The organism is Nitratidesulfovibrio sp. HK-II (assembly GCF_003402415.2).
GTDB lineage: Bacteria > Desulfobacterota > Desulfovibrionia > Desulfovibrionales > Desulfovibrionaceae > Cupidesulfovibrio.
Window position 1 is genome coordinate 1995296 of the sequence record NZ_AP036014.1, and the last position, 12156, is coordinate 2007451.

The following is a 12156-nucleotide window of genomic DNA, read 5'->3' on the forward strand; positions in this document are numbered from 1 at the left end:
CGGCGTTCGCCGCGCTCCGGGCCCCGTACGTTTGCGCATTCCGTATCATGTCCCCCACACCGCATCCCGTCCCGCACGGCAGTTCCGGAGCCTTTCATGCCCGCACCCGATCTTGGCCGCTTCATCGCCGGCTTCCGGCGTTTTCAGAAAAGCTGGTTCTGCCGCGACCACAACCTGTTCGAGAACCTGGTGGAAGAGCAGTCGCCCAAGGCGCTGGTCATCGCGTGCAGCGATTCGCGCGTGGACCCGGCGCTGCTTCTGGACTGCAACCCCGGCGACCTTTTCGTGGTGCGCAACGTGGCCAACCTGGTGCCACCGTACGAGGCGCACACCACCACCCAGCACGGGGTCAGCGCCGCACTGGAGTTCGCCGTGCGCAGCCTGAAGGTGGAGGACATCATCATCCTGGGCCACGCCCGGTGCGGCGGCATCAAGGCCCTGCTTTCCGGGGCGGCCGGGGGCAGGGACGACACGGAGTTCCTGGCGCGCTGGGTGAGCATTGCCGCGCCCGCGCAAGAGCGGGTGCAGAAAAGCTGCCCGCACTGTTCAGAGCAGGAGTTGCACCGGGCCTGCGAGCAGGAATCCATTCTGGTTTCGCTGGAAAACCTGATGACCTTCCCCTGGCTGCGCGAACGGGTGGAGCAGGGCGAACTTTCGCTGCACGGCTGGTTCTTCGACCTGGAGAAGGGCGAACTGCTGGGGTGGGACGCAGCCACCAACACCTTCCAGCCCATGGTGCGCGAGTGCGTCTGATGGCGGTGCGCCGCGCATGACGCCGCGTGTTCCCGGCTGGCTGCCGCCGGGAACTCTTCCCCTCGGCTGTCGGACCGTACCGCCACGCCCGTGCCGGTCTGATACGACCTGACGCGGCCCGACGCGACCAGACGGGCACCGGGTTTCCGCCTGTACCTGGCCAGCGTTCACGCTTTCCCCTTGCGTGAATCCACGCCGTTCGGCGGCATGCGTCGCGTCCGGCTCATCGGGCGCATCGGGCGCGGGTGCCGTCTTTCCTTGCGCCTTCCGCCGTATTCTCTCCTTCGGACACCTTGAGAAAAGCTGCCGCGCATCGTATGGTGATAGACGGAGTAAAGGCGCTCCTGCCGCCCCGCGCACGCCTGACGGCGACGCGACCGGCGGAAGGCGCCCCCAGCCCGCCATGCGCGTCGGCCGGGGGCGTTTTCCCGTCACCGGAACCGAGCAACCCGCACGAAACAACACGGCACGGCAGCCGCACGGATATTCCCGCATGTTCTTCTCGAAATTTTCGTCCAACCAGAAGCGCGAACAGCAAGACGCCCCCGGCGTGCCCCCCGAAGAGGCGGGCGTGTCCGGACAGGCCTCCGAACACGGCGGCGAAACGCCCGAATCTTCGGCGCAGGCCTCTGGACGCGGGGGATTCGGCGGGCTGGGCGACCTGCTGGGCGAGCAGGAGCGCAAGTACGTTCTGGCCTACATCGTCATCGGCATCGTGCTGGTGGAATTTCTGGTGGCCATCGTGGCCATCTGGCAGGGTGTGGCCAACGTGCAGAGCATGCCCGACGGCACGGTGCGCTTCCGCTTTCCGTGGGGCGGCTACCTGGTTTCGGTGGCCGCCGCGCCGGTGGTGGTGCTGCTGGTGTTGCAGGTCATCGCGCTGGGGTACACACGCCTGATCAAGGGCGACCCGGTGCTGACAGAGGCGCAGTTGCGCCAACTGCCGCCGTGGCTGCAAAAGATGCTGGCCGCCGTGAACGGCGTGCCCACCTTCCTGCTGTTGCTGGGCGTGACCCTGCTGGCCACGGTGATCTACTATTTCGACAAGGTGCTGGGCTTCGTCATCCGGCTGGGTGAATCCACGGAACACCTGGTGCTGTGGGTGGGCGGCGGCGTGCTGGCCGCGTGGTGCGTGGGGTATCTGGGCCGCATGTGGTTCGCCTACAAGGTGCGCCGCATGCAGGAAGAATACGCCTACCGGCGCGAGGTGCTGGACCGCACCGGCATGATCATCGTGGACCAGCGCACCATGCTGGCCCAGCTGCCCGGCCAGGCGGACCCCATGGCCCCGCGCGCCCTGCCGGGCACCATCGACGTTTCACCTTCCGGCGGGGTGCGCCACGCCAAGGTGCTGCCGCCCGCCCCGTCCGCACCATCTGCCCCGCCTGGCCCAGTCGAGGCGGATGCCGATCCGGACGGCAACGCGGCCGGGGCGCACGTGGTGGATGTTCTGGACGCCGTGCCCCCCATGCCCCCCGCGCCCACCCCCGACTACACGGCTCCCGCAGCCCCCATTGACGGCGGGCCGGAGGACGATGAGATCGAACCGGGCCTGCACGAACCGCCCCGGGCAAAAACCGCTGAACCCGCCCCGAAGAAGCCCCGCGCCCGCAAGAAAGCGCCAGACTAGCACGGCGGCGGAACAAGTGCCCCCCAAAAGACCGGAAGCCGGTCGGCGTTGCGCAACGCCGACCGGCTTCGTGATGTTGTCCGGCCTTCCCGGCCCACGCGGCATGCTCCGGAACACCCGGCGGGATCAGCAGCGGGCAACCCGCAGGGCATGCGGGCAGCCTGACGCGCGTTGCGCCCTGCCGGTGCGTGCCGTGCCCTCTCAATTCCCGCGGCCCGGCTACCATTCGGCCGGGGCGATGCCCAGCAGCCGCTGCACCTTGACGATGGCGGCATCGCGCGACCTGCGCCCCGCCGGGGCGGGGTTGTCGTCCTCGTCCTCCAGCAGGTGGGCGAAAAGCACGGTGCGGCCATCCCCATTCCGCACCCAGCCCACGAACCAGCCGACCTGCCGGTCTTCGACGCGCGTCCCGTCGGGCAGCAGGCGCACGCCGCTGCCGGTCTTGCCGTACAGCTTCCAGCCGCCCTGCATGTCCTGCACGAACAGGATGCGCCGGGTCATTTCCTGCGCATGCGCCGACACAGGCAGCTCCGAACGCACCAGCCTGCCGATGAAGTCCACCTCTTCCTGGGGCGAGACGGCCAGGCTGCTGGACAGCCACGAGCGGGTCAGGCCGTCGTCCGTGCCCCCACGTCCCGATGGGCCGCGCCGCCCCGAAACATCGCGGTTGCCGTAGCCCAGCCGGTCCACGTAGGCCTTGAAGCGCTCCATGCCCAATTCCCGCGTGGTGGCCTGCGAATACCACACGCAGCTGTTGCGCATCCACATGACCGGGTCGTGCGGCTGCTTCCACATGTCGTAGGCCACGTTCAGGCTTTCGTCGTAGGGGCGCACCGGGTGCGTCTCGTCGATCAGGATGCCCGCGTCGTAGCCCATGAGGCTGATGGCGATCTTGAACGTGGAGCAGGGCGCGCGGCGGGTGGCCAGGTCGCCTTCCGCCGCCAGCACCTCGTCGCCCTCGCGCGCCAGAAAGCTGGTGGCGGCAAAGGCCGGGGCGGATAGGGCCGCGCACAGTGCAAGCAGCAGCACGAGTACCGCCGGGGGGAAAACACGATGAATCCGCATGCGTCACCTTGGGCATGTCTATGAAAAGGCACGCCGCCGGAACGATTCCGGCGGCGGCCTTTCGTTTCAGCCCCTGCGTTACGCCGGATGCGTTATTGTTTCAATGGGGTGCGATGACCGGGGGCTGCACGGCGACGGGGCACGCAGCACGGACGGCGGACCGGGCTGAAAGGAACCGGAAAGGCGACAGAGGCAAGAGGAAGGAGAACGCCGGACAATCGGCGGATGATGCAGCCAGCGCGCTACCGCCCCAGAAACGGGGCCACGATGCTCTGGTAGCCGCCATCCTTCTTCATGTCGCGCAGAGCATCGGCCAGCCGGGGCACAATGTCGGCATGGCGGCGGTTGAGGTACATGTACATCTCGCGCGTGGCCAGGGGCGGGTCCAGCGCGCGCAGGTTGTCCAGGCCCAGCTTGCGCCCGTAATGCAGGCCGCCAAGGTGGTAGTACAGCACCACGTCCACGCGCCCGGCGCGCAACAGCGCGAACAGGTTTTCCGGCGTGGCCACCTTTACCGTGCTGCTGGCGCGTACGTTCTCGTCGTAAATCTTCCAGCCGATGATGTAGGCGACGGTGTAGTGGCGCAGATCGTCCCAGTGGCGCACGCTCACGTCCGGCCGCAGGGCGAAGGCCGTGAATTCGTAGGTCATGTTGCTTTCGGGCACCCGGAGCAGGTTGGGATAGGCGGCTTCCAGCCCGCTGATGCGGTTGGCGTCGCCATCCACCTGCCCGGCGTCGGCCATTACCAGCCCGCGTTCGCTGGGCAGTTGTTGCAGGGCTACATCCAGCCCCGCACGCCCGAAGGCCCCCTTGATAATCAGGTCCAGCATGCCTTCATGGTCGGGCTCGCTGAGCGGCGGGGACACAGTGGTGGCCAGGATAAGGGCAGGCGCGGGCTGCGCGGGAGTGGAAGGAGAAGGTGCGGAGGACGCGGTAGCGGCAACAGAAGGGCCGGATGCGGAAGCCGCTGGGGGGGACTGCCCGGCACATGCGCCGGAAGCGACCGCGCACAGCAGAAGCGCGCATGACATCGCACGGGGCATTACCCTCGTCATGCCCCGTAACATCGCCCGCAGTATCTTCATTCGTGCAAAAGCCATCAAGCGCCCTGTGAACCTTGAATCTTCGGCCTGATCGTCAGCGCGCGCTCATGGTGCCGTGGCCTTTGCAGGCGGCGTATGCGACGTCCGGAACACGCACGACGTTGGGCCGCCCACGGCCCGCAGCAACAGATACACGTAGGTTAGACGGAAATCCGGAGTTGGTTTGTCGAGTGTCTATTCTATCCTGAATTTTCGTCAACAGGCTAGAGCGGGCACGACGTGCATTTTCGCCCGGCGGCGCTGGAGTTTTCACCGACGGGTGCGCGCATCCCGTTGCGGAAGAAGCAAAATGATTCGGACCTGCCTGCCGGAAAAGCCCTGACGAACACGAGGGGGAAAAGCCATGCACAAGAACGATGCCCAAGAGCGATGCACATGACAGGCATGCCCACAAAGAAAGACCTGTGAATTTGCCATGGGCATCTGCCTGCAATCACATGGAAAAGGGCTCTGAAGCCTCGCTGTTCAACAGCGCAAGATGATCTGCCCCAGTGTTTGCCAACTTTACTGCCATTGGCTTGCCGCCGTTGCCCATGGACCAACACCCCCTGAATCAAGCCAGATGGGCAATATGATGTCATGTTATATTATATGCCAATTGACGGCATGACGTACGGACACTACGCATGACAATGAAGATAATGTTTTTTTTAACGTCACTTTCAATGGAGGCAGTATGAGAATCGCGTGCATTCTTTCAGCGTTGCTAGCCTTCCTTTCGTTCGGTCTACCATCGGGGGCCGCAGCGCCGTTGGCGGACAAGCCGGTCGTGCCCCCCGTGGCGGTTGTGTATGAGCAATTCGCCCCGCTGACCGCCATTCCCCGGCCATCGCTCAAGGAGGACAAGGTTCGCGACCATATCCGGCGCATGGCGGACAGCCTTGGTCTTGCGTGGAAGGTGGATGCGGCGGGGAACATGCTGGTGACCAAACCTGCCGCCAAGGGATACGAATCCGCCCCCACGGTGGTGTTGCAGGCGCACATGGACATGGTGTGCGTCACCGATGGCCGCCCCTTCGACTTTGCGACCCAGCCCATCGTCATGACCACCGAGAACGGTTGGATGCACGCCGAAGGCACAACGCTCGGGGCCGATGACGGCATGGGCGTGGCCATGATGCTTGCCGTGCTGCAAAGCAGGGATATGGTGCACGGCAAGATCGAATGCCTGTTCACCGTGGACGAGGAAGGACAGATGACGGGCGCCGCCAACCTGCAGGCGGGGTTCCTTACGGGCAGGATGTACATCAACCTGGACGCCGAGGATTACGACGTCGCCTACATCGGCAGCGCGGGCAGCTACATCGCGACGGGTCGGCTGCCGTTCGTCATGGCGGCTGTCCCGGCGGACACGGCCTTCTACAGGCTTTCCATGGATGGAGGGCTGGGCGGCCATTCGGGCCTCATGATCGACAAGGGCCGCGCCAACGTCATCAAGCTGGCCGCGCAGCTGCTGCAAGAAGCCAACACGCATCACGGCGTCGTCCTTTCCACCATTGATGCCGGGCAGGCCCACAACAGCATCGCCTATTCGCTGGCGGCGGTGGTGGGTGTTCCCACCGCTCGCAAGGCGGATTTTGCGACCCGGGTTGCCGCGTTCGCCAAGGCGCAGGGCGAGGTCTATGCCAAGTCGGACCCCGGGCTGAAAATATCCCTGGCCGAGGTATCACCGCCCGACCAGGTGGTGGCCAGGTCCGCAAGTGATGCGCTGCTGCGCGTGCTCACCGGATTGCCCAACGGTGTTCTGGCCATGAGCACCAAGGTGCCGGGGCTTGTGGAAACGTCAAGCAACGTGGGCATGCTGCGCACGGGCGAGAATTCCTTCGCCATCACCACCCATACCCGCAGCAACGTGCCCGCCAGTCTCGCGGATGTCCGTTCGCGCATCGGGGCATTGTATGGGGCGCAGGGCGTCACCGTGGCTTCCGCCGATGTCACCGAGTTTCCCGCGTGGGATGCGCCGCTGGGAACGCCTGTGCAAAAGTACGTTCAGGCCGCCTTTCACAGCCAGACCGGGCGTGAACTCAAGATGGCCACCATCCATGCGGGGCTGGAGTGCGGGCAGGTGACGCGCAACTACCCGGATATGGACATGATATCCATCGGCGCGTTGCAGCAGGACGTCCATACCCCGCGTGAACGGGTTGAACTGGCCAGCGTTGAAGGTATCTGGAAGGCGTTGGCGGAAAGCCTGTATCTGGTCGCGCGGCAGTAACGACGGGTTCCGGGCGGGAGGCGATGGGCGCGGGGCGAAGGCAGGGCCGAAAGCCATCCGAAACGGCGGCGAATGCCCGGCAGGATGACGTCCGGCGTACCTTAAGCAGACGGTCATGAAGGACCCAGCCTTGTCACGGCAACTCGCTTCGACCATGCCTGACATGAGTCTCATGGGGACTGAGAAGCTGATCCGACATGCCGGGCGGCCCGCTTTCGGAAAGACACACGCCCCCATTCCCTCTACCGCCAAAAAGATTTGGGCCGACCTGCCTCGCGGCGGGTCGGCCCAAAAATTTGTGGAGGCGGCGGGCGTCTATGTACCTGCCAGCCTCAACTGTAACACCCAGAATGATATGGATACGCCAAGGAGGCTGTATCTCGTGTTTGTATCCACGCTTTGTACTCATCAGGGTAGCCTGTTAGTCTCCGAAATGCAAGAAGGGTGAGGGTGAAGACAGGGGGAACAGTTAGCCCAGCCTGAACATGACTACAAAAAAGACCCGTGGTGTATCGCCGGTCTTTAGCTTGTTGTTGCCGGGGGAGAGACCCGGAAGACTCATCGTGCAGCACTATGACTGTGAACGAGATATCTGTATGGATTCCGCAACAGCTTCATAGGGAATCGTCCTCGAACGGCAACGGCGAACGCGAGATCATTTTCTTTCACGGGCGATGTCGATGGTCTCTTTCAGTATCTCGACTTCCATCGTTTTTCAGCCAAGGAGCCGTTCCAAGTCTCGGATACGCTTCTTCAGGGCTTTTGCCTCAGCCGCGGTTACCACTTGGTCATCGGCCTGAATGGCCACCTTTCCGCCATCGCTCATAAGATTTCTCCATTGGAAGACCTGATTCGGAGTGATGCCGTATTTACGGGCTACGAAGGAGACGCTCAAGCCGGGCAGGGAGGATACCTCGATCACCCGGAGTTTCTCGGCAATGGTCCACCGGCGACGCTGGACCACGGTTACGACCTCGACCGTGGGACTTTCATTAGCGTTATTGCAAGAGAAAGGGCGGGATACTGAAGCGTCCCACCCTTGTTGGTTTGTCTTGTTTTTCCAAGATGATCGTTTGGTTTTGGGTCATTGGGGCTGCAGTGGTGCAGGGCGGATGTATTCCATGACAGCGGATGTTTCCCGCCAGAAGTCTTCGTACCGGACTCCTGCATCCAGTTGGGCTGCCTTGCGTACGGCATTCAACTCCTGAAAGTTTGATTCCACAAGCGTGAATATCTCGGGATCAAGGTGCAGATTCTCTGCCATTTTACGCATTATCTTCAGTACGTCGGCTTCGCCAAGTCCACTTCTGTACGGGCGATCTTCTGTAAGAGCGGTGAAAATGTCGCTTATGGCCAATATGCGGGCCGGGATATCGTATTCCTCCGGTGCCGGTCTGAAGGGATAGCCCGTGCCGTTCAACTTTTCCTGGTGTAACGAGGCTGTTCTGGCAATATCCTTCAGCCCGCTGGAGTGATTCAGCATACTGAATGTGTAGAATGGGTGTGTTTCTATGATGGCTCTTTCTTCATCTGTAAGAGGACCGTTCTTTTCAAGAATCTCATTGGGGACTATCAGCTTTCCAATGTCGTGTAATTGACCTGCCATCTGCAGGTGGAATGAATCATCGAATCCTGCCAGTTTGCCGAGAGCTACGGCAGATGCAGATACCCCCGACGAGTGGGTGGATGTGAAACGCGATTTGTAGTCAATGGCAAGAGTGAGAATATCCGTAAGTTCGACAATCTGCTTTGCGGAAAGCATTTCGTCTGCTTCGTGTATCGTTTTATTGCTGTGCTCATAATGAATACCGTGCAGCCAGAATGAATCCCTTGCGGACGCATCATCAAAGGCCCGTACAACACGCGGCGAGAACAGGGTTCCCGCAAGGCTGGCTATGGTTTTGATGATCTTGTCCTTGAGATAAAGTATCTGGCGCTTGTCCGTGATGCTTATGTCTATTCTGTCCGCAAGGTGGATGATGTAGGCATCGAGCGGAATGGAATTACCATCCTGATCGTATCCCTGCGTTGCGTCCCATCTTACATGGTGGTGTAACACAGTGCGGTTGATATCTTTGAACATGTCGCTCTGACTGAGAAGAATGAAGCCGACTGCACAGTGTTTTTCCGGAGAAAGAACATCAAAGGCGTGGAGGTCGACAATTTCATTGATGGAGAGTGTGAAACAGCCGATATCGTGCAGTTCTGCGGCAAGAACAAGACGCTCCCTTTCAGCCTGCGAGTAGCCGAGAGACTCTGCGATGAGTGATGAAAAAATCGCGACGCGTCTTCCGTGTCCGGCGACAACAGGACAGACCAAATCCTGTGTAGCGGCAAGAGTTCTTATCATCTCGGTGCGGGAAATGCGAATATCCATATTTCCTCCGGTGACGCAGGGGTGGAATGTAAGGGGATTGGTCAAGTGTCTATTTGCTTGCTATGTAAGCGCAGATTCTTGCCCTGTTTCAACTTTCAACATCCTGTTACCACACCAACTGTCAGCGGCAGGATATTGCGGGAATAATCCTCTCCTTTCGTCATTGGACTTCACGTTCGGCAGCCTTTCAAAGATACAGTGCAGATACCGTAGCAGACCAACGCGTTGGCTGTAGCTGTATTGACTAGACTATACAAGGCCGCGCTTGCCGCAGCGCCTCTGAGCGAGGCTGAACAAAGCCAGTTTTTCCGGCCGACCGCAAAGGGACGAATGGCTTTCTCGGCCAAACTGTTATCCGGCTGCAGGATGCCGCCTCCGAGACACGCGTCACCTCGCTCCCATTGCCCCAAGGCGTAGGAGATGACGCGACCGAGCAGGCTTTTGGACGGCGTGGTCCGTCCCGCTCAAGAAGCAAAGCCTTGATGGTGCCCATGGCCTGATGGGATTGGCACTGACACATCGTCAAAATGAGATCCACATCAAACCCCGCTTGTCTGGCCTGCTTTTCCAGGCCACCTAGAGTTGAGCGATGAGATCGACCACCTCATGAGCAGTGCCACGTTTCTTTGTCCGGGCCTTGAGCACGTCCATGACCTTGCGTGCACGTGCGCCAAACAGCCCACATGAGCTCCCCCAGGGCGTTGTACCCCACGTACCCATCGGCTTGCAGGTAGCCTGAAAAGTCACGCACCAGCTCCTCGGCAATTTCTCCGGAACGCGAGGGTGAAGAATGAAAGAGTACGCCTGGTTTTCCAGGAGAACCGCCCCGTGCGAGCCACATATACGACTTGCTCGTCTTTCGGCCTGGTTCCTTCAACACCTGCACCGTGGTTTCATCCAGATTCAGGACCGGCCCAGAGAGAATCTCTTCATGCAAAAGGTCCATTATTGGCTTACATGCCTCGGCTGCCCACAAAGCCCAGCCGCACATGGAGCTTCGGGAGACATCCAGGCCAAATCGGGGAAACATGCCTTTGGCGATAGCACGGCAGCCCGTCCACAAGCTTGGAAGCTAGGATATGCGCCAGGAGACCGGCGTAGCGATACCTTTGGGAATGACCTGCGGCGGCATGGGAACATTTTTTACAGTGTGACGATCGTCTTCGACTCCCTCGCACTTGCGGCAGGCGTACATGGGACAGATGTGGCGCACAATCTGGACTTTAGCCGGAACGAAGACCTCCTGTTCGCTGACTTCTTCACCGATGCGGGTCAGGGGTGAGCCGCGGCATGCCTTGTCCTCGTCAGGCAAGTCGTGAACAGCTTGGCATTCCGCGTGTGCTGTACGGGATGGGTCGGCCGTCATGGTGCGCACGGGCATAGACCCGGTAGCACACATCTGTGAGAACCGTGGCGGGCACCTGCAATGCACCCTCCTGGCCGGTCTTTTTCGCAGGCCCAAGGTCGTTTGTTGTGTAGTGATGGTAGTAGAGCGGAGCGCAATGTTCGACTTTGACGGCGACGACCAAGGCATGCTCGAGGAGCAGGATGGCCTCGAAAATGCCGCGAAGTGCGGAGTACGTGGGCACAGGATACGAAAGGGGAGACGATCCTGTGTCTGGGCGGAAAAATAGCTGTTTTTCCTGCCCCCCCTAGAGAAACTTGGAACGCGTCCATCAGTACATCCTGCTAATATTTGCTAGCAAGCACTGCCTCACTAGTCTTCTTTATACGTGCGACAGCTAGGCGTGGTGCAATTATTTTTGCATAGGCGATATCAATTATGCTCATGGCAAGTTCGCGCCTGAACTGTCAGCCTAAAGCGAGCGGTACGGGGGGTGTGCTGAGCTAGCTATTACCTGACAGTAGGCGATCCAAAAGGAAGTGGCCATGCCGTGACAGCCGTTCGCGACGAGTGCGATCCGACTCATGAGCCAACCACTGATTGGCCAACTGCTTGGCATCCTGCTCAAAAAGCTTCTTCATTGCTAACCCCCCATCGATCCGAAGAAACATCTCGCCAATACGTGAGGACAAGGCATTAGCTGCCTCGCGAGCCTCGCGCAAGTACGAAGTTTGAAGCGTGGTGCGAATTTCACATCGCCCCAGCAGCCAGCGGTAGCGATGGGGAACAACCTTCCGGAAGTGGTAGGTCGTCCTGTTCAGGACAAGCAGTGAGGGGGATTTCGACGGCAAAGGAAGACCCCGATTGGATCAGCAGTTTGTATCCGCTGGTACAACCGGGGTCTTCAAAGGCCAGCCAGCATCTGTAATCTCAGCATGTTGGCTTACAATTTGGTGGAGGCGGCGGGAATCGAACCCGCGTCCGAGAACATTCCACGCGAAACGTCTACAGGCTTATGTCGGGAACAATTGTCGTCACGGGCTTGGCCCCCGACCGGGCGGCCCTAGACCAGCTCACCTGCTTTTCTCACACCCTCGGCGGCGAGCGCCCTTGGATGCCAGCCCGATGAAGTTACACCTCGCCGACGTATCGGGCGTCGATCGGTTCGGCGTGGCCACTAATTAGGCAGCCAGTGCGTATTCGTAATTGTTGGCAATTACTTTTGGTGCCGCTTTTTACGAGGCCAGCGGCGCCTCGGCCTGCAGTTCCGGCTTCCACATCCCCGTCGAAACCAGGGCGCCCCCGTATGTACGGCGGTGTCCGGCGTGAACGGCGTGTCGTGCCGTAATGCTGTGCGGGCCACCATCCCGCTTTGCATACTATAATGCCGTCTCCGGCAAAGGCAAGGCGTACCGGGCCAACCGCGTCTGGCGAAATATCCAGCCCCCGACCTTGCCGGAAGAGGGGCTATACGGGCTTTTGCAGCCCGTGGCAAGCGATCCGCGCCGCGCTGGCTGCAACGCAAGACGCCCGTGCCGGGGCGTCGCGCCATGGCCGGGCGGAAAAGTCTTTTCTCAATGATGGGAGAACGTGGGGAAGGGGGCGCCAGATCCGCATGGCCCGGTGCGCTTCCGGCGGATGCACCGCACGGCATGAATGCGCGGGTCA

9 protein-coding genes, 1 other RNA gene and 3 pseudogenes are annotated in these 12156 nt (G+C 61.0%); 3 read left to right on the forward strand and 10 right to left on the reverse strand.

Annotated features, from left to right (window positions below; translation table 11 throughout):
* Window positions 1-96 precede the first annotated feature (96 nt).
* The gene (locus RVX_RS08060) at window positions 97-753 is read left to right on the forward strand and encodes a carbonic anhydrase (protein WP_116305457.1); all 657 of its coding nucleotides are present in this window, start codon (window positions 97-99) and stop codon (window positions 751-753) included.
* Window positions 754-1246: 493 nt separating this feature from the next.
* Complete coding sequence (locus RVX_RS08065; protein WP_116305458.1) at window positions 1247-2383, forward strand: hypothetical protein; 1137 nt, start codon at window positions 1247-1249, stop codon at window positions 2381-2383.
* A gap of 219 nt (window positions 2384-2602) precedes the next feature.
* Here RVX_RS08065 and blaOXA read toward each other — a convergent pair whose 3' ends face one another.
* Complete coding sequence (gene blaOXA, locus RVX_RS08070) at window positions 2603-3412, reverse strand: class D beta-lactamase (protein ID WP_230404479.1); 810 nt, start codon at window positions 3410-3412, stop codon at window positions 2603-2605.
* 278 nt (window positions 3413-3690) lie between these two features.
* Window positions 3691-4278 (reverse strand): substrate-binding periplasmic protein, encoded by a 588-nt coding sequence (locus tag RVX_RS08075; RefSeq protein ID WP_230404482.1) that lies wholly within the window; start codon window positions 4276-4278, stop codon window positions 3691-3693.
* A 1060-nt stretch (window positions 4279-5338) separates the two neighbouring features.
* On the opposite strand from RVX_RS08075, the gene pepD reads away from it, so the two are divergent.
* The gene (gene pepD / locus RVX_RS08080) at window positions 5339-6766 is read left to right on the forward strand and encodes a beta-Ala-His dipeptidase (RefSeq protein ID WP_172596545.1); all 1428 of its coding nucleotides are present in this window, start codon (window positions 5339-5341) and stop codon (window positions 6764-6766) included.
* Window positions 6767-7343: 577 nt separating this feature from the next.
* Here the strand turns inward: pepD and RVX_RS08085 are convergent.
* From RVX_RS08085 to ssrA, 8 genes and pseudogenes are all read right to left on the reverse strand, one after another.
* Window positions 7344-7730: pseudogene (locus RVX_RS08085) on the reverse strand (transposase); the annotation flags it as partial.
* A 120-nt stretch (window positions 7731-7850) separates the two neighbouring features.
* Window positions 7851-9143 (reverse strand): HD domain-containing phosphohydrolase, encoded by a 1293-nt coding sequence (locus tag RVX_RS08090; protein WP_116305461.1) that lies wholly within the window; start codon window positions 9141-9143, stop codon window positions 7851-7853.
* A 170-nt stretch (window positions 9144-9313) separates the two neighbouring features.
* A pseudogene (locus RVX_RS08095) lies at window positions 9314-9586 on the reverse strand (IS66 family transposase); the annotation flags it as partial.
* 161 nt (window positions 9587-9747) lie between these two features.
* Entirely contained in the window at window positions 9748-10173 is a 426-nt protein-coding gene (locus tag RVX_RS08100) for an IS66 family transposase (protein ID WP_116305462.1), read from the reverse strand.
* Window positions 10174-10215: 42 nt separating this feature from the next.
* Window positions 10216-10542, reverse strand: coding sequence for an IS66 family transposase zinc-finger binding domain-containing protein (locus tag RVX_RS08105; protein ID WP_116305463.1), 327 nt, complete (start codon window positions 10540-10542; stop codon window positions 10216-10218).
* Window positions 10448-10762: pseudogene (gene cas5 / locus RVX_RS08110) on the reverse strand (CRISPR-associated protein Cas5); the annotation flags it as partial. The pseudogene cas5 and the gene RVX_RS08105, both read right to left, overlap by 95 nt.
* A gap of 229 nt (window positions 10763-10991) precedes the next feature.
* Window positions 10992-11339 (reverse strand): DUF6538 domain-containing protein, encoded by a 348-nt coding sequence (locus tag RVX_RS08115; protein ID WP_371682099.1) that lies wholly within the window; start codon window positions 11337-11339, stop codon window positions 10992-10994.
* Between the two features lie 100 nt (window positions 11340-11439).
* Window positions 11440-11792, reverse strand: a transfer-messenger RNA (tmRNA) gene (gene ssrA, locus RVX_RS08120).
* Window positions 11793-12156: the final 364 nt, after the last annotated feature.

Bases quoted from the DNA above. Each gene is read 5' to 3' on its own strand.
- RVX_RS08090 (WP_116305461.1), bottom strand. From the start codon at position 9,143: ATGGATATTCGCATTTCCCGCACCGAGATGATAAGAACTCTTGCCGCT.
- RVX_RS08065 (WP_116305458.1), top strand. From the start codon at position 1,247: ATGTTCTTCTCGAAATTTTCGTCCAACCAGAAGCGCGAACAGCAAGAC.
- RVX_RS08100 (WP_116305462.1), bottom strand. From the start codon at position 10,173: ATGTTTCCCCGATTTGGCCTGGATGTCTCCCGAAGCTCCATGTGCGGC.
- RVX_RS08060 (WP_116305457.1), top strand. From the start codon at position 97: ATGCCCGCACCCGATCTTGGCCGCTTCATCGCCGGCTTCCGGCGTTTT.
- RVX_RS08075 (WP_230404482.1), bottom strand. From the start codon at position 4,278: ATGCTGGACCTGATTATCAAGGGGGCCTTCGGGCGTGCGGGGCTGGAT.
- RVX_RS08105 (WP_116305463.1), bottom strand. From the start codon at position 10,542: ATGTGTGCTACCGGGTCTATGCCCGTGCGCACCATGACGGCCGACCCA.